This is a genomic window from Paraburkholderia sediminicola (assembly GCF_046026675.1).
Classification (GTDB): Bacteria; Pseudomonadota; Gammaproteobacteria; order Burkholderiales; family Burkholderiaceae; genus Paraburkholderia; species Paraburkholderia sediminicola_F.
The window spans coordinates 2,640,399-2,656,630 of sequence record NZ_JAQQEY010000002.1; the positions used below are offsets into that span (position 1 = coordinate 2,640,399).

The 16,232-nt window shown below is 62.6% G+C and carries 16 protein-coding genes; 6 read left to right on the top strand and 10 right to left on the bottom strand.

The window, feature by feature from the left end; all coding sequences use genetic code 11:
- Positions 1-9 precede the first annotated feature (9 nt).
- Entirely contained in the window at positions 10-537 is a 528-nt protein-coding gene (locus PQQ86_RS31530) for a GNAT family N-acetyltransferase (RefSeq protein ID WP_408276022.1), read from the bottom strand.
- A gap of 135 nt (positions 538-672) precedes the next feature.
- Here PQQ86_RS31530 and PQQ86_RS31535 point away from each other — a divergent pair, with 135 nt between their 5' ends.
- The gene (locus tag PQQ86_RS31535; RefSeq protein WP_408276025.1) at positions 673-1,320 is read left to right on the top strand and encodes a VTT domain-containing protein; all 648 of its coding nucleotides are present in this window, start codon (positions 673-675) and stop codon (positions 1,318-1,320) included.
- A 64-nt stretch (positions 1,321-1,384) separates the two neighbouring features.
- The gene (locus PQQ86_RS31540; RefSeq protein WP_097393747.1) at positions 1,385-1,996 is read left to right on the top strand and encodes a LysE family translocator; all 612 of its coding nucleotides are present in this window, start codon (positions 1,385-1,387) and stop codon (positions 1,994-1,996) included.
- Between the two features lie 28 nt (positions 1,997-2,024).
- Here PQQ86_RS31540 and PQQ86_RS31545 read toward each other — a convergent pair whose 3' ends face one another.
- The 5 genes from PQQ86_RS31545 to PQQ86_RS31565 all read right to left on the bottom strand — a co-directional run bounded on the left by PQQ86_RS31545 (position 2,025) and on the right by PQQ86_RS31565 (position 6,182).
- Positions 2,025-2,531, bottom strand: a complete 507-nt coding sequence (locus PQQ86_RS31545; RefSeq protein WP_408276029.1) for an SRPBCC domain-containing protein — start codon at positions 2,529-2,531, stop codon at positions 2,025-2,027.
- Positions 2,528-2,866 carry an ArsR/SmtB family transcription factor gene (locus tag PQQ86_RS31550; RefSeq protein ID WP_054039157.1) on the bottom strand — a complete coding sequence of 113 codons (339 nt, stop codon included), beginning with the start codon at positions 2,864-2,866 and terminating at the stop codon, positions 2,528-2,530. Before PQQ86_RS31550 ends, PQQ86_RS31545 begins: the two co-directional genes overlap by 4 nt.
- Positions 2,867-2,869: 3 nt before the next feature.
- The gene (locus tag PQQ86_RS31555) at positions 2,870-3,331 is read right to left on the bottom strand and encodes a VOC family protein (RefSeq protein WP_408276032.1); all 462 of its coding nucleotides are present in this window, start codon (positions 3,329-3,331) and stop codon (positions 2,870-2,872) included.
- Between the two features lie 133 nt (positions 3,332-3,464).
- Positions 3,465-5,216: an IlvD/Edd family dehydratase gene (locus PQQ86_RS31560; RefSeq protein WP_408276035.1), complete on the bottom strand. Its 1,752-nt coding sequence runs from the start codon at positions 5,214-5,216 to the stop codon at positions 3,465-3,467.
- A 66-nt stretch (positions 5,217-5,282) separates the two neighbouring features.
- A complete protein-coding gene (locus PQQ86_RS31565) occupies positions 5,283-6,182 on the bottom strand; it encodes an NAD(P)-dependent oxidoreductase (protein ID WP_408276038.1) in 900 nt (299 codons plus the stop codon).
- Between the two features lie 291 nt (positions 6,183-6,473).
- Between PQQ86_RS31565 and PQQ86_RS31570 the strand changes: the two genes are divergently transcribed.
- Positions 6,474-6,794 (top strand): 3-phosphoglycerate dehydrogenase, encoded by a 321-nt coding sequence (locus tag PQQ86_RS31570; protein WP_408276041.1) that lies wholly within the window; start codon positions 6,474-6,476, stop codon positions 6,792-6,794.
- A 7-nt stretch (positions 6,795-6,801) separates the two neighbouring features.
- Here PQQ86_RS31570 and PQQ86_RS31575 read toward each other — a convergent pair whose 3' ends face one another.
- The 3 genes from PQQ86_RS31575 to sauS all read right to left on the bottom strand — a co-directional run bounded on the left by PQQ86_RS31575 (position 6,802) and on the right by sauS (position 11,456).
- Positions 6,802-8,184, bottom strand: coding sequence for an MFS transporter (locus tag PQQ86_RS31575; RefSeq protein WP_408276044.1), 1,383 nt, complete (start codon positions 8,182-8,184; stop codon positions 6,802-6,804).
- Positions 8,185-8,337: 153 nt separating this feature from the next.
- Complete coding sequence (locus PQQ86_RS31580; protein WP_408276047.1) at positions 8,338-10,014, bottom strand: AMP-binding protein; 1,677 nt, start codon at positions 10,012-10,014, stop codon at positions 8,338-8,340.
- Positions 10,011-11,456: an acylating sulfoacetaldehyde dehydrogenase gene (gene sauS / locus PQQ86_RS31585; protein WP_408276050.1), complete on the bottom strand. Its 1,446-nt coding sequence runs from the start codon at positions 11,454-11,456 to the stop codon at positions 10,011-10,013. Before sauS ends, PQQ86_RS31580 begins: the two co-directional genes overlap by 4 nt.
- 201 nt (positions 11,457-11,657) lie before the next feature.
- Here sauS and PQQ86_RS31590 point away from each other — a divergent pair, with 201 nt between their 5' ends.
- Both PQQ86_RS31590 and PQQ86_RS31595 read left to right on the top strand, forming a co-directional pair.
- Complete coding sequence (locus tag PQQ86_RS31590) at positions 11,658-12,422, top strand: IclR family transcriptional regulator (protein WP_408276053.1); 765 nt, start codon at positions 11,658-11,660, stop codon at positions 12,420-12,422.
- Positions 12,423-12,567: 145 nt separating this feature from the next.
- The gene (locus tag PQQ86_RS31595) at positions 12,568-13,320 is read left to right on the top strand and encodes an IclR family transcriptional regulator (protein ID WP_074288001.1); all 753 of its coding nucleotides are present in this window, start codon (positions 12,568-12,570) and stop codon (positions 13,318-13,320) included.
- Between the two features lie 8 nt (positions 13,321-13,328).
- Here the strand turns inward: PQQ86_RS31595 and pdxR are convergent, their stop codons facing one another.
- Complete coding sequence (pdxR, locus tag PQQ86_RS31600) at positions 13,329-14,855, bottom strand: MocR-like pyridoxine biosynthesis transcription factor PdxR (RefSeq protein WP_200651299.1); 1,527 nt, start codon at positions 14,853-14,855, stop codon at positions 13,329-13,331.
- Positions 14,856-15,209: 354 nt separating this feature from the next.
- On the opposite strand from pdxR, the gene tauA reads away from it, so the two are divergent.
- Positions 15,210-16,211 (top strand): taurine ABC transporter substrate-binding protein, encoded by a 1,002-nt coding sequence (tauA, locus tag PQQ86_RS31605; protein WP_408279409.1) that lies wholly within the window; start codon positions 15,210-15,212, stop codon positions 16,209-16,211.
- Positions 16,212-16,232 lie beyond the last annotated feature (21 nt).

Genomic DNA, 16,232 nt, shown 5'->3' on the forward strand with positions numbered 1-16,232 from the left:
CATGCGGCGTTACGCAAGGTCACGCCGCATGAACACGCGTTTGGATTCGTCGAGTCCGCGCGCGATGTGCGCATCGCGCCGTGCGATCAGTGCCGCATCCAGATCGGCCTCCTCGATATCGCGAAAGCCGAGCCGCCGATAGTACGGCGCGTTCCACGGCACATCGCGAAACGTCGACAAAATGAGTTGCGTTATCTGTTGCGCACGCGCGAGTCGCGCGACCTGCTCGATCAGCGCCGCGCCGATACGTTGCCCGGCATGCGAACTCAACACGTCAAGCTCCTGAACATAGAAGCGCGCGGGTTGCGGCTCGAACATCACAAACCCCACACACGTCTCATCAGTATCCACGGCGACGACGATCTGCTGCGCGTCGATCTTGTGGTGGACAAGTTCCAGCTCCATCGGCGGTGCATCGGCGATACCGGTCATGCCGACGCTGACAAAACGCTGGCCGGCCTCGAATTCGATCGTACGGATAGCGTCCGCATCGTGCGGTGCGGCAAGGCGGAACGTGAGGTTGGAAGCGTGTTGCATAGGGGTTTCTTAACTTTTTTCGGGCGCGATTCTGGAAGACACGCCCCGATATTGACATCAGCAGCAAGAAATAAACAAGTGCCCGCACCGCCGCGGGACTAAAATCCCGAACACCCAAACCCCTTTCAAACCAAGATGGATCTCATGCATGTGCTGCAGGTCGCCCTGCACTTCGACCAGCACCTGAGCGGTTTGATCGTGCAATACGGCACGGCCGTCTATGCGATGCTATTTCTCGTCGTGTTCGTCGAAATCGGTTTCCTGCCGCTTTTCTTTTTGCCTGGCGATCCGCTGATCTTCATCTGTGGCGGTCTCGCCGCCACTGGCGCGCTGAACGTCTGGCTCGTGATCCCCGTGCTGTTCGCCGCCACGGTGACCGGCAGCATCGTCGACTATGCGATCGGCCGTGCCATCGGCGAAAAAGTCTATACCGCAGACTACCGCTGGCTCGACAAAAACGCACTGCGCAAAGCACACACGTTTTACGAAGCACGCGGTGGCCTGACCTTTCTGCTGTCCCCGTTCATTGCCGTCGTGCGCACGTTCGCGCCGTTCGTCGCCGGTGTTTCGCGCATGACGTTTGCACGTTTCGTGTCGTTCGTTACGGCCGGCGCGGCGCTGTGGATCGTGTCGCTGGTGGCGGCCGGCTATCTGTTCGGCAACGTGCCGCTGGTGCGCGATCATATGAGTTCGATCGTGCTGCTGGGCGTCTCGCTCGGTGTCGGATCGCTGCTGGTGAGCGCCGTGTGGCGCTTCGTCAACCGGCGGTTGCGCGCTCATTAAACCGGAGATTGCGCGCTCACTAAGCCGATGGTTGCGCGCCCACTGAATTTCGTGGAGAAACCTTATGTCGCTGTCTGCTTTGCTCGTCTTCGCGCTGGCGCTGATCATCGCCGCCGGCACGCCCGGCCCCAGCATCGCCGCACTGGTCGCGCGCGTGCTGACCAACGGCTTTCGCGACGTATTGCCGTTTCTCGCCGCGATGTGGTTGGGTGAAGCATTGTGGCTCACCTGCGCCGTAGCCGGCCTTGCGGTGATCGCGCGCAGCTTCGGCATGGTGTTTATCGCGCTGAAATTTGTCGGTGTCGCCTATCTGCTGTTCCTGGCCTGGAAGATGTGGCGCGCGCCGGCCGACGTGCAAGGCAGCGACCTGCCGAGCGGCCAGTCGCCGTGGCGCATGTTCATCGCCGGCCTGCTGGTAACGCTCGGCAATCCGAAGATCATGATGTTCTACCTCGCGTTGCTGCCGACCATCATCGATCTGTCGCGCATCGGCACCGTCGCGTGGTTCGAACTCACGCTCACCATGCTGATCGTACTGATGGCCGTCGACTTCGGTTGGGCGCTGCTCGCCACACGTGCGCGCAAGTTGCTGAGCACGCGCCGCGCGGTGAAGTTCACCAACCGCGCCAGCGCCACGGTCATGGCCGGTGTTGCCGCCGCTATCGCCACACGCTGACGAGAACGTACGACGCACACGCAGCCATTCAGCCCGGTGGCGCAGCCGATTGCACTTCAGTCCGTAGCGACGCCAGCAAAACCTGCCACCATTCGCCGTGCCGCAACAGAAACACGCGCTCGGGGAAATGGTGGCGCGCGACATGCTCCTGCGGCACCGTATCCCAGCCGCGATGCTCCACGGTCACGCGCGTTTCGTCACCCACCGCTTCGAAACGCACTTCGACCTGCGTGTGCTGCGCGTCGGTGAAACTGGCCTGACGCCAGCCGAATGCCAAACGCTCGCCCGGCTCCCAGACCGTCACGCGGCCGATCTCGAACACGCTGCCGTCCGGTTGTGTTTCGATCAGGCGGACATACGCAGCGGACGTGTGAGGCGCCTCGGCCTGTTCGAACGACAGCACGCCCGCGCCTTGCGGCGTGAACTGAAACAGGCCATTCGGCCGCCACCATCTGCCGATCTCACGCGTAAACACTTCGAACGCGCGCTTGGGCGTTGCCACGACGCGTAGCGACACCTGCACGCGCGAACTCATTCCTGTTGCTCCAGATGCGCCTTGAACGACAGCAATTGCTCGGACCATAAGGCTTCGGTCTGTTCGAGCCATGCCTTGAGTTCGCTCATCGGCGCCGACCTGAGCACGTAGAGACGCACGCGCGCGTCGACGCCGTCGTGCGATTCTTCGATCAGTTCGCTCGAGCGCAGCACACGCAAATGCCGGCTCATCGCCTGCGGCGAAAGACCGGTGGCTTGCGCGAGTTCGCCGGCGCGCATCGGCTGCTGGCTGAGCAGATCGACCACCTGACGCCGGTTCGGATCCGCCAGTGCGGCCAGAGTGCGGTCAAGCGAGACGCTGGCAGGCAGTCCCATCGCTTATACCCACCCTTCGATTTTCAGGCCGCTCACACGCTCTGCTTCCTCGCGCGACACCTCGCGAACCGTCTGGCCGAAGCTCCAGACGTGCCCTTCCGGATCGCGCGCCGCATAGACGCGGTCGCCATAGAACTGATCCGCCGGTTCGCGCGTGATGACAGCGCCCGCAGCACGCGCATGGGTGCAATGTTCGTCGATCCCCTCGCGCAGTTGCACGTGCACTGATTGCGTATTCTTGCCGCCGATCGAAGCAGGACTCGTCGCGTCTTCCGACCATTCGCGGCAGATCATCACGTAGCTGTCGCCGAAACGCATTTCCGAGTGGCCCAACTGGCCGTCGCTATCTGTGACCACCAATTGACGCTCGAAGCCGAACGCTTTCTCAAGCCAGTCGAGCGCGGCAAACGGATCCTTGTAGTACACCGACGCGCCCAGCGAAGGACGATGAAACGGTTCGTTCATGATTGCCTCCTTTTATAAACCTTTTGGTTTATATTTAACATTATAGTTAAATAAATTGGAAATGCAAGGAAGGCGTGTTTGTATTGCTGACTCTTTCCAACGGAAATCTGGATCGCGGTGCGGCACGCAGCCGCTAGCCCTTCGGCGTCGTGTCGTGAATTCTCGCGGCACGCAAGAAATCGAAATCGACGCCCTTATCGGCCTGCAGCACCGTATCGAGGAACAGTTTCCGATACCCGCGTTCGGCCGTCGGCACGTCTACGGGCGCGGCGGCCGCACGGCTTGACAGTTCGGAGTCCGACACGAGCAGCGTGATTTCGCGCGCGGCTACGTCAAGCCGGATACGATCGCCGTTTTGAACATAGGCCAGCGGGCCACCCACGGCCGCCTCAGGCGTCACGTGCAACACGATGGTGCCAAAGGCGGTGCCACTCATGCGCCCGTCAGAAACGCGCACCATGTCCTTGACGCCGGCACGCGCCAGCTTTTTCGGAATCGGGATATAACCGGCCTCAGGCATTCCCGGCGCACCTTTCGGACCGATGTTTTTCAGCACCAGAATATCGTCGGCCGTGACGTCGAGGTCGTCCGAGTCAATACGCTCAGCCATATCCTGACCGTTCTCGAACACCACAGCGCGCCCCTCGTGCTGCATGAGGTTGGCATCGGCGGCGGATTGCTTGATGATCGCGCCGCCAGGCGCTAGGTTGCCGTACAAGACGGCAATGCCGCCTTGCGGATAGATCGGATCGGCGATTGTGCGCACCACATCCTGTTCGAAGCCGGGACCGGCCAATTCGATCTCCTCGCCCAACGTGCGCCCGGTGATGGTCATCGCGTCGAGCTTGAGCAGCGGCTTGAGTTCGCGCAGCAACGTCGCCATGCCGCCGGCGTGGTGGAAGTCTTCCATGTAGTGCTGGCCGGACGGTTTCAGGTCCAGCAACACCGGTGTTTCGCGACCCATGCGATCCAGTGCCTTCAGATCGACATCCAGTCCCATGCGTCCCGCAATAGCGGTCAGGTGCACGATGCCATTGGTCGAGCCACCGATCGCGAGCAACACGCGGATGGCGTTCTCGAATGCATCGGCGGTCAGAATCTTGTCGATCGTCAGGCCGCTGCGTGCCATTCGCACGGCCTGGGCGCCGGTCTCCTCCGCGATACGGATACGATCGGCCGTCACAGCCGGCGGCGATGCGCCGCCCGGCACTGTCATCCCCAGTGCTTCGGCCACGCAAGCCATGGTGCTGGCAGTGCCCATCACCGAACAGGTGCCGACGCTGGCCACGAGTTGGTTGTTCACGGCGGCAATTTCCGCGCTATCGATCTCGTCGGCGCGGAATTTGCCCCAATAGCGGCGGCAATCAGTGCACGCACCCACGCGCTCGCCGCGGTGCGAGCCGGTCAGCATGGAGCCTGTGATCAGTTGGATGGCGGGAATATTCGCCGATGCCGCGCCCATCAACTGCGCCGGCACGGTCTTGTCGCAGCCCCCGATCAGCACGACCGCGTCCATCGGTTGGGCGCGGATCATCTCCTCGGTATCCATCGACATCAGGTTGCGCAGGTACATGCTGGTCGGCTGCGAAAAACTTTCATGAATGGAAATGGTCGGGAAATCCATCGGTAAGCCGCCAGCCAACATCACGCCGCGCTTGACCGCCTCGATCAATTGCGGCGCATTGCCGTGGCACGGGTTGTAGGCGCTGCCGGTGTTGGAGATGCCGACCACAGGTCGATCCAGTGCTTCGTCGGTATAGCCCGCCCCCTTGATGAAAGCTTTACGCAAAAACAGGGAGAAGCCGCTGTCACCATAGTTGGTGAGACCTTTGCGGATCCCGGTGGCCGGTGCGGCGAGCGAATCGTCTGGTTTGATCTTGGACATGGGGAAATCCGGCATAAGGTGCGTGAAAGAGGAGCATGGCAAGTGCGGGAAGCGGTGCTGCGACGCTCAGGCAGATCCACCCTTTGCGTTTTCCCTCGCCTCGGTGCGCGCTTCGATCGCATGCACGACGGCCGCCATATCGGCTTGACCGTGACCCAACTCAACAGTCTCGGTGTACAGATCAAAGCAGACATCCAGCAACGGCGACGCGAGATTCGCATGGCGCGCCGCCTCGGCCGCGAGCCGGTTGTTCTTCAACACGTCGACAATCGAGGCCTGCACCGTGAAATCCTCGTTCACGAGCTTGTCGACCTTCACGCGCGATACGTTGCTAGCCATCGGGCCCGCGTCGAGCACGGCCTGGAATTGCTTCATGTCGAGCCCGTAGCGCCGCGCAAGATGCGATGCCTCGGCAAGCGCGGTCACCATCGGAATCAGGAACGTGTTGACCGACAGCTTCATCAGAAGGCCCGCTGGCACCGCCCCGCAAATCACCGTTTCGTGGCACATCGGTTTGAGGAGTGGACGCACTTCTTCGACGGCCACCGGCTCGCCCGCCAGCATCGCCACCAGTTGACCCGCTTCGGCCGGCTTGCGCGAGCCCGAGACGGGCGCCTCGACGTACTGCCCTCCTGCCGCGCGGATGTCGGCCTCGATACCACGGGAATAGTCGGCCGATGTCGTGCCCATGTGCACGATGATGTGCTGTGCGACGTTCGTTGCGAAATCCGCGGTGTGGCGGCCGAGCACTGCGTCGAGCGCCGTATCGGTAGCCATCATCAGGATAACGATGCGGGCCTGCTGGAAGACATCGCCCGCGCTGTCCACAACTTGCGCGCCTGCGTCGCGCAACGCGGCGCAACGTTCCGGCGTGCGGTTCCACACAACCAGTGGGGTGCCGGCGCGCGCGAGGTTGAGCGCCATTGGCTGCCCCATCACGCCGAGGCCGATGAATCCTACTTTCATGGGTGTCTCCCTTTCTTATCCGTTGCTTGTGGCCACGGTTCGGTGGACCGGGCGCAGGCGCACGCGCGCGACAACGAGGCCACCGCTTTGGCCACCTCGTAACGCCCTTTGCTGGACGAAGTCAATCGAGCCGAGCGACGCCGCCCAGTCTATCTAAATTGCCGCAATCACGCCTGCACACCGCGGGTGCCGATGTTCATAAGAAAAATGCAGCAATGCCGCAAATATTTTCATTTTACTGCTCGCGGCGCGGCGCTCAGGATGAGAGCACAGCAAGGAGACGGAGCCGCCATGGACCCCACAATTCCCAACGATAGTTCGGACACGCTGCGCGGAGCGGACATGCACGACCCTATCGAAACCCTGATCCTGGACCTGCTGGAATGGATTGGACCGGGCGCCCGGCCCTACAGTGAAGCGATCGAAGTCTGGCGGACCTCCTGCCCACGGTTGCCGATCTGGGAGGATGCCTTCGCGCGCGGCTATCTCACGCGCACCCATTTACCCGGCAGCGTGGCCGAAGTGACGCTCAGCGACGCCGGCGTTGCCTATCTGCGCGCCAGCCGCGGCATGCCGCGGGCGGAGTCGCCTGCCGTCCGCCCACTCGCCTGAGCGCACCTTATCGCCACCAGCGCAGCGGACGGCGCAGATGATGCCTCTCCAACCGCACCGCGGCGCCCGCCTGGAGAAACGCGGGCATGCCGTCCAGCGGGCTGCCTTCGAGCCGTTCGCGCTCCTCGTCGGCCTCGACCGTCCTCGCCGGATCGATGAAAAGCGCCGCCACGATCCCCACCCCGAGCAGGCATGCGGAAATCGTAAAAGGCACGTTATAACTGCCGGTCGTTTCGATCAGATAGCCGAACACGACGGGCGAGATCATGCCGGCGACGCCGAAGCCCGTGTTCATCATGCCGCCTGCCGTGCCCGCGTATCGACCACCTATGTCGAGCGGCAAAGTCCACAACACAGGGTTCGTGATCTCGAGAAAGAAGAACGACGCCGACAGGTACAGCACCGCCATGAGTGGATTGGTCGCGGACACCATCGGCAGCAGGAACACGAGCGAGCCGCCCATGCCCACCACCAGCACGGCACAGCGCGCAAAGCGCAGCCGGCCGGTGCGCTTGTAGAGCCGGTCGGAGACGACACCGCCCAGGGTATCGCCGATCACGCCCGCGAGCAGCGGCAGCGCCGTAAACAGCGCCAGTTGCTTGAGATCGAAGCCGCGGGCTTCCTTCAGGTATGAAGGCAACCAGGTCAGATAAACCCACAGCAGCCAGCCGTAGCAGAAGTCGACGAACGTGACGAGCCACATACGACGGACCAGCTTGCGCCATGGCGTGGCCGCACGTTTGGCGCGTTCGCAGTCGCCCGCGCGATAGCCGATCTCCGCCGTTTCCTCAGGCGTCACGCGCCGGTTCTGCTCCGGTGAGTTCGTAAAGACGCAGAGGTATAGAACCGTCCACGCGAGACTCGCCACGCCGAGCAGAATGAACGCGTCGCGCCAGCCGCCCGCCACCACCACCGCGAGCACGAGCGGCGGCGTGACCGCGCCGCCGAGGCGGGCGAAGCTATGGGTAATGCCTTGAGCGAAACCCCGCTCCGCCACCGGCATCCAGTAGGTAAAGGCACGCGTCGCCGTCGGAAACGCGCCGCCCTCGCCGATGCCCAGTGCGAACCGCAGCGCGACGAGCATTGCCACACTGCCGGCGAATCCGGTCGCGAGCGTCGCCGCCCCCCAGATCAGCGAAAGTACCGTCAGCACCAGCTTCGGCCCGTACTTGTCCGACAGCCAGCCGCCGATGACCTGCATGAACGCGTACGGATAAGCGAAAGCGGAAAACACGAGGCCGAGTTGAACCGTCGTCAGCCCCATTTCGTGCCGGATGATAGGACCGGCCACGGCAATATTCACACGGTCGATGTATGAGATGAAATACATCAGGCACATGACGGCCAGGATGATGTGGCGTGTCTTCACACGCCGCTTGAGCGTTTGCATGCTGTCTCCTGTGTCTCTTATGTGACGCCGGGGGCGTCTGTGATCGTTCGATCCGTACGTCGTACTGCGTCGCGTGCGCTTCGACCCGCGCCCTCCTCCTGTGCCTGCTAGCGCGATCCGGGCGTGCCGCCGCGCATGCCGATACACGCGCCGTCAGGTAGGTACGAGCTTCAGGCGCTGCACCTTGCCCGACGGTCCACGAGGCAGTTCCGCGATGAAGCGAAACTCCTTCGGCGTCTTGTAGCGGCCCAGTTCGCGCAGACAGTGCGCATGCAGATCCGCAATATCGAGCGCGCCCGGCCCCTCTGAAATGCGAGGCACGATGAAGGCGACGATCTCCTGGCCGTAAGCGGTATCCGGCACGCCCACCACCGCCGCATCCAGCACGCCGGGGTGTTTGAGCAACGCTTCATCGATCTCGCGCGGGGCGATGTTTTCGCCGCCCTTGATGATCAATTCCTTTGCACGGCCGTTGATGTAGAAGTAACCGTCGCTGTCGCGATAGCCCAGGTCGCCGGTACGCAGCCAGCCGTCGGCGGTAAAGGCCGCACGCGTTTCTCTCGCGCGCTTGTAATAGCCGCGCATGACCTGTTCGCCACGCAACACCAGTTCGCCGCACTCGTCAGGCGCGCATTCGCGGCCGTCACGATCGATCACCTTCGCTTCGCCGCCTGACGGCAGGCCGATACTGCCGATTCTTCTGCTTGCCGGGTCGTATGGGTTGCTAAACATAGGCGCCGCGGTTTCGGTCATACCCATCGTTTCGATGATGCCGACCCCGAAACGGGCCTCGAACGCGCGGTGATGATCGACGGGCAGCGCCGCCGACGCACTGCGGCAGAATCTCAGGGCGGACAGATCGACCGTGCACGGTTCGTCGTTATTGAGAAGATAAGCGACGATCGTCGGCACCACGTTGATCCATGTGCAACCATGGCGCGCGACATCGCGCCAGTAGGTGCGCGCGGAAAATCGCGGCGCCATGACCACCGAGCCGCCATGAAAGAGCGGCGCGAGCAACGTCACGACGAGACCATTGATGTGATAAAGCGGCAAGGCGGCGAAGACCCGGTCGCTGGTTCCGAGCCGGTGTTCGTGCGAGATGTTGCGCGCATTGGCCAGCAGGTTTCGCTGGTCCAGCAGGACGCCTTTTGGCGCACCCGTCGTGCCGGACGTGTACATCAGCAGCGCTACGTCGCTTGCAGCCGGGTCGCCGCTTGAAGGCGTTTCGGTATCCCAGGTGTCTACATGTTTCGCCTGTGCCTCGTATGTCACACGTGACACGCACTGGGCCGGTTTTGCGTGCACATCCATAGACGCCGCCATTTCCGCCAACACGGGTTCGACGGCGGTCGGCGCCGGTGCAATAGCGGCATCGGGCGCCGTCTGCAGCAACGCGATGTCGCGGGTCAATCCCTGCTCGCGCAACTCCGCGATCGCGCCCGACATCGCCGCGTGCGTATCGCTCGAAACAAAGACCATGCGCGTGTCCGAATGTTCGACGATGTAGCGCAACTGCGACGGCTGGCACAACAGATTGAGCGGGTTGGCGACGAGCCCGCTGTACATCGCCGCGAGCAGCAGCCTTGCCGTATGGATGCCGTTACCCATGAAGACCGACACGACATCGCCGGGCTGCAAGCCTGCTTCGTGAAAAACCGTCTCGAGCGCGCGGCAGTCGTCGCGCAGTTCCGCGAAGGTCAGCACGTCGGGACGCAGCACGGCGCCGCCGTCTTCAGCACATTCAGGAGCCGCCAGCAGGAACGGCTTGTCGGGATACTGCACGGCACGCGCGTCGATCAGCGCACGGATTGTGTGAGGCGTCGTCATTTGCCATACCTCACGAAGAAATCCCCGAGTACGTCGTCCAGTTCGGGGACGCGCTCTTCGATCGGGTAGGCCACTCGCGTGATGTTCAGGTAATGCTGAAAGTTGAGGTTGCTCGAGAAATTGTTGCGGCCCCACGTTCCGCATCCCATCGACAGCGAGAATGGCAAGCCGTTATCGAAGTTGCCGCCGGTTGCAAGGCAATGCGCCTGATTCACGATCACGCGCGCTACCGGCAGCGTCGAGGCGAGCTGCTCCGCCTGGCCCGAATCGCTGGAATGCAGGCCGACCGAGTGCCCTGCGCCCATGTAGCCGTAGACGCCGCGCACGACGTCGGCAGCGGCGTCGAAGGTCTCCGCGCGATAAACAGTCAGTACCGGTGCGAGCTTCTCGCCCGAGAACGGGTAGTCAGCGCCGAAGCCGGTTTCCTCCACCATCAGGAAAGCGGGCTCACGTGCGGCGATGTCGTCGAGGCCCGCAGCCTGTGCAATCTCCGTGGCCGAGCGTGCAGTGCAGTGCGCTGATAACTTGCCGTTCGACCACAGGGCGGCCTGCAAGTGTGCCTTTTGTGCGGCGTCGAGCATCACACCGCCGCAGGCGGTCAGTTCGGCCAGCATGTCCGCGTACATCGCGTCTTCGATCACGACGCTGTTTTCGGACGAACAGCTGGTGGCGTTGTCGAACGTTTTCGAGCGCGCGATCTTGTGCGCTGCATCGTGCAAATCTGCAGACGCAGTGACGATCGAAGCAACGTTCCCCGCTCCCACGCCAAACGCGGGCGTCCCGCTTGCGTACGCCATCCGCACATTCGCCTGCGACCCGGTCGCCACGACCAGATCGCATTGCCGCATCAGTTCAGCGGTGGCCGCCTTGCTGATCGGCGCAGGCAACATCTGGACGAGGTCAGCTGCGAGCCCGACTCTGGCGAACTGTGTGTGAATGAATTCGATCAGCAGCGCGCACGACGAATAGCCCTTCGGAGAAGGCGCCACGATGACCGCATTGCCGCATTTAAGCGCGTTGACGATCTTGTTGATCGGCGTGGCCGCCGGATTGGTGGACGGCGTGATCGCCGCCACCACGCCGACCGACCGCGCGATCTCGACGATGCCGGTGGCATCATGACGCGCGATCACACCCGTGGTCTTCTGCCCGCGCAGATCGCGCAACAACCCGAGCGTCTTGCGATAGTTCTTGCGGAACTTGTCGTCCGCGTTGCCGAGACCGGTGTCGCGCACCGCCAGCTCGGCGAGTTGGCGGTTGCGGGCGGGCTCCATGATCGCCCACGCGGCGGCATCGGCGGCGGCATCGAGCACATCCTGCCCCGCGACCTCGAATCCGCGCTGTGCGGCGCGCGCACGCGCAACCAGCGACGCGACGACGCGTTCGACTTCGCTGTGTGTACCAGCGTGCGTAGCTTCCGCTTCTGTGGCCCTAACGTTCATACGGTTCACTCCGGACTGAAAAAATTGGCGTTGGTACCAATCTAGTGAGCCGTACCTGCTTCGGAGTCCCGTTTTTTGAACTATCCCTTGCGCTGAGCGGGCCAGAATCGAAAAGTGCGATATTCGGGACTTTCCATAGTCCCGAAAACTAAACAGACCGATGCACAATCCAACTTATAACTACGACATCGAGGAGACAGCGTGGCGACTTCGAATCAATCGAATGCGGCAGCCGTGCGTGCATTTCGCGTACTCGAAACCTTGGCTGAGGCAAACGGCCCGCTTTCCATGACGGATCTCGTCCATGCCCTCGAACTGCCCAAGCAGACCGTGCATCGCATTCTGGTGCAGTTAATGGATGCGTGGCTGGTCACTCGCAGCGCCGGCGACCGGCTGTATGAGTGTTCGCCGCGCGTGCGTATGCTGGCGGTCAATGTGCTGATGCATGCGGGCCCGGCCGCTGCACGCCATGTCCTGCTTGAACAGCTGGTGGCCAAAATCGGCGAGACCTGCAATCTGACGATGCTGGCCGGCAACGACGTGGTCTATGTGGACCGGGTGGAAACGGAGTGGCCGCTGCGCATGCACCTTCAACCGGGCTCGCATGTGCCGCTGCACTGTTCGGCAAGCGGCAAGCTGTTGCTCAGCTTTCTTCCCAAAGACCGGCGCGAACGGGTTATCGAAACCTTGCCGCTGCGCGCCTATTCCGAGCGGACGATTACGGATCGAGGCGAGTTACGTAAGGAACTGACCATCACGCGCCGCCGCCAGCTCGCGATCAACAATCAGGAACATCTGCAGGGGCTCATCGCGATCGCGGTGCCGGTCATGCTGGATCGCAATCGCGCGTGCGCGGCCATCGCCGTCCAGGCGCCGGTCGGGCGGGTCGTGCTCGACGATCTGCTGGCGTTCCTGCCCGATCTGCGGTTGGCCGCGGAGGAAACCGCCAAGACGTTCCGGCAATAGCGCTGGAATAGCGCGCCGCACCGCATTCCGAAAAACGGGACGATCTGCGCTGAAATTACACGCCGAATCCACCTCAATCCTGCAAAAGCATGGCCGACAAAGGCGCACGGTACAATGGCGCCGATCCATTTTCCGGAACGGCACCATGACTAAAGCGGATACCCCTACCCTGCGCGCGTTCGCCCTGCTGGAACATCTCGTACGCGCCGAAGGTCCGGTCTCGCTAGCCGACATTGCTCAGGACGTCGACCTGCCGAAGGCTTCGCTGCACCGCATGCTGGCTTCGCTCGAGGCCGGTGGCCTTGTGATCCGCGAACCAGGTCAGAAGAATGCCTACGTGATCGGGCCACGTCTCGCGCAACTCGGTCTTGGCGTCATGATGCACTCGGGTGCTCGCCGGTTGCGGCATGCGATCCTGTCGAATCTGGTTGCCGATCTTGGCGAGACCTGCAACCTCACAATGCTGCACGAAACCGAAGTGCTGTATCTCGACCGGCTCGAAGCGCCCTGGCCGTTGCGGCTCGATCTCAAGCCCGGCTCGCACGTACCGGCGCATTGCAGCGCGAGCGGCAAGCTGCTGCTGGCCATGCTGCCGCGCGAACAACGCAGCGCCCTCGTCCGCACGCTGAAGCTCGAACGCTTCACGCCGAATACCATAACCGACCCCGAACTACTCGAAGCGGAACTCGACCGCACCGCGCACAAGCGCATCGCCATCGACAATGAGGAATTTGTCGCCGGTATCGCGTGTGTGGCCGCGCCGGTGATGGATGAGAACAACACCTGTATCGCGGCGATCGCCGTTCATGCGCCGGTCTCGCGGGCGCCGCTGTCGCGCGCCCTCGAGTTCGTGCCGCGCCTGCAGGAAGCCGCTCAGCAGCTCGCTAAAACGTTCTAGCGCGCCGCCTATTCCTCGGGCTGCTGCGCGCGCACAAGCTCCGCGAGCAGGCGCACGCCCTCATCGATCTTTTCGAGCTTGATGGCCGAAAAGCCCATCCGGAAGCAGTGGTTCTGTTCCAGTCCCGTCATGAAGAAAACTCGCCCCAGTTCGATCAGGATGCCATGTGCCTGCGCATCCGCGGCAAGCTGCGTCGCATCGAGCCACGGCGGCCCTTCAACCCAACAGGACGCACCACCGCCGACCGGCAGGTAGCGTGCTTCGGGAAGGTGCGTGTCGAGCGCCGTCATCAGCGCCTGTGCGCGTTCCCGATAGGCGTGAGCGAGCCGCCGCAGCAGCGCATCGTGGTGCCCCAGCGCCAGAAAGGTGGCAAAGGCGCGCTGAATATAGGCCGCCGGGTGCCGCACCATCAGGCGCCGCAGCGCACGGAGTTCGCGGACCAGTTCACGCGGGCCGACGATATAACCCAGCCGCAGCCCGGGCGCAAACGTCTTCGACAGACTGCCGATATAGATCACCCGGTCTGCCGTATCCAGGCTCTTCAATGCCGGATGCGGCGTGCCGGAGAAGTTGTTTTCACTCTCGTAGTCGTCCTCGATCAATACGAAGTCATGGGCCTGCGCTTGCTCCAGCAGCGCATGACGGCGCTCGATAGGCATGGTGGCCGTGGTCGGGCACTGATGACTTGGCGTCACATAGACGTAATCGCATTGAGCGAGCAAATCGGCGTCCTCGACCGGGCGCACGCCGCCGCTATCCACAGGCAGCGGCTGCAGCCGCGCATTGCGGTTCTCGAAGATATTGCGGGCATCCGGATAGCCGGGGTTTTCGAAGCCGATCGTGGTCCGTTCGCTCGCGAGCAGATCCGCAATCAGATAGAGCGCCTGCTGGCAGCCGATCGTCACGACAATTTCGTCCGGCATCGCAAACACACCGCGCCGAGGCAGCACCCGCGTGCGGATCTGCTGGATCAACGTATCGTCGTCGCGCTCGATCAGATCCGGCGCCCAGTTGCGAATCTCCATCACCGACAGCGCTTTCATGCAGCATTCGCGCCAGTCGTTAGTCGGAAACAGCGACTGGTCGAACTGTCCGTAGATAAAGGGGTATTCGTAGCTCAGCCAGTTGCCCGGCTTGACGATATTGCGCTGCGAGGATGGCCGTCTTCTGACGCGCTGGTCCCAATCCGGCCTTGCAAGCGCCTCATTGGCCGCCTGTCCGGGGACCGTCTGCAGCGGCGCAAATTCGTGCCGCCCCTCGAGGATGGCCGGGTTGACGAAATGCCCGCTGCGCTCGCGCGAGAGCAGATAGCCCTCCTCCACCAGTTGCTGGTAAGCGAGCACGACCGTATTGCGGGCAACGCTTAACTGGTCGGCGAGCTCCCGGCTGGACGGCAACGCGTGATTCGGCAGCAGTTGGCCGTCCAGAATCGCGGCCACCAGCATCTGGCGAATCTGACCCTGGAGGCTCATGTTCGACTCGGGTGAGCGCTGGAACCGCTGGGTCCATAGGGCCACCGAGGTGCGACTTGCCATGCTTTCTCCTGATTTTTATAGGCGGAGCCCGCCCGCGCAAAGGCGGACACCGGCATTGTGGATGCGCAAAAAAACGGGAGCCAGCCACCCGGGCGGCTACCGGCGAGATCGGTGCAACGGTCCACTCTGGCGCAAGGGTGTGGACTCAACGATCAGCCACGTCTGGCCCTAACCCGCAATATTTTTTACTGACGATACTCGCATCACCCCATTGCCGGCGATTGGGACAAGCCCCCGTCGGCGAAGGTTGGATTCACGTGTACTCGCGTGCCTGCACGGCCATTCTGGAGACCTACGATGAAAAGCGATAACCCCCAAAAGCTGTCCCGCTGGTTCGGCCATCTGACGCGCCGCATGACGGTAGCGGCATTCGCTGCGCTCGCCTGCGTGGTGGCGCCCACCAGCCACGCGCAGGACAAGGAGGTCACGATAGCCTATCAACAGATCGTCGACCCATGGGTCGTCGCGATCGCGAGCGGCTCCATCGAGAAAGACACGGGCTACAAGATCAACTGGCGGCAGTTCGAATCCGGCGCGAAGGTCGCGACCGCCATGGCGTCGGGCGACGTGAAGGTCGGCGTGATCGGCTCGAGTCCGCTCGCCGCCGCGGTCAGCCAGGGCCTCGACCTGCAGCTCTTCTGGATTCTGGACAACATCAACCAGGCCGAAGCGATGGTCGTACGCAATGGCTCCGGCATCACCAAACCGTCCGATCTGAAGGGCAAGACGATCGGCGTGCCGTTCGTGTCGACGACGCACTATCACACCATGTTCGCGCTGCAGCATTGGGGCATCAATCCGTCGGAGGTGAAGATCCTCAACATGCAGCCGAACCAGTTGGTTGCGGCGTGGGAGCGCGGCGATATCGACGCCGCCTACGTGTGGGACCCGGCGCTCGCGCAATTAAAGAAGAACGGCAAGGTCCTGATTACGTCCGGCGACCTGTCGAAGCTCGGCAAACCAACCTTCGATGGAATCGCCGTCGATCGCCAATGGGGCGAGGCGCATAAGGACTTCATGGCAAAGCTCGTGAAAGCCATCGCTGATGCCGACGACCAGTACCGCAAGAACACAGCGCAATGGAATGCGACTTCGCCGCAGGCCACGGCCATCGCCAAGATGATTGGCGGCTCGCCGGCCGACGTGCCGGAATCGCTCTCGCTCTATGCCTTCCCGACGCTCCAGGAGCAGGCCTCATCGCAATGGCTGGGCGGCGGCAGTGCGGGCCGCGCCACCTTCGCGCTGAAGGACACAGCGAACTTCCTGAAGGATCAGAAGCAGATCAGCGCCGTGTTGCCCGATTACTCGAAGTTCGTGACCCCGGCTTATGCCGAAGCGGCAATGAAACTCAAATGACGTAGGCCGGTTCTGTCGAAT

Coding starts and splice junctions, on each gene's coding strand:
- PQQ86_RS31530 (WP_408276022.1), bottom strand. CDS start 537: ATGCAACACGCTTCCAACCTCACGTTCCGCCTTGCCGCACCGCACGAT.
- PQQ86_RS31535 (WP_408276025.1), top strand. CDS start 673: ATGGATCTCATGCATGTGCTGCAGGTCGCCCTGCACTTCGACCAGCAC.
- PQQ86_RS31540 (WP_097393747.1), top strand. CDS start 1,385: ATGTCGCTGTCTGCTTTGCTCGTCTTCGCGCTGGCGCTGATCATCGCC.
- PQQ86_RS31545 (WP_408276029.1), bottom strand. CDS start 2,531: ATGAGTTCGCGCGTGCAGGTGTCGCTACGCGTCGTGGCAACGCCCAAG.
- PQQ86_RS31550 (WP_054039157.1), bottom strand. CDS start 2,866: ATGGGACTGCCTGCCAGCGTCTCGCTTGACCGCACTCTGGCCGCACTG.
- PQQ86_RS31555 (WP_408276032.1), bottom strand. CDS start 3,331: ATGAACGAACCGTTTCATCGTCCTTCGCTGGGCGCGTCGGTGTACTAC.
- PQQ86_RS31560 (WP_408276035.1), bottom strand. CDS start 5,216: ATGTCCAAGATCAAACCAGACGATTCGCTCGCCGCACCGGCCACCGGG.
- PQQ86_RS31565 (WP_408276038.1), bottom strand. CDS start 6,182: ATGAAAGTAGGATTCATCGGCCTCGGCGTGATGGGGCAGCCAATGGCG.
- PQQ86_RS31570 (WP_408276041.1), top strand. CDS start 6,474: ATGGACCCCACAATTCCCAACGATAGTTCGGACACGCTGCGCGGAGCG.
- PQQ86_RS31575 (WP_408276044.1), bottom strand. CDS start 8,184: ATGCAAACGCTCAAGCGGCGTGTGAAGACACGCCACATCATCCTGGCC.
- PQQ86_RS31580 (WP_408276047.1), bottom strand. CDS start 10,014: ATGACGACGCCTCACACAATCCGTGCGCTGATCGACGCGCGTGCCGTG.
- sauS (WP_408276050.1), bottom strand. CDS start 11,456: ATGAACGTTAGGGCCACAGAAGCGGAAGCTACGCACGCTGGTACACAC.
- PQQ86_RS31595 (WP_074288001.1), top strand. CDS start 12,568: ATGACTAAAGCGGATACCCCTACCCTGCGCGCGTTCGCCCTGCTGGAA.
- pdxR (WP_200651299.1), bottom strand. CDS start 14,855: ATGGCAAGTCGCACCTCGGTGGCCCTATGGACCCAGCGGTTCCAGCGC.
- tauA (WP_408279409.1), top strand. CDS start 15,210: ATGACGGTAGCGGCATTCGCTGCGCTCGCCTGCGTGGTGGCGCCCACC.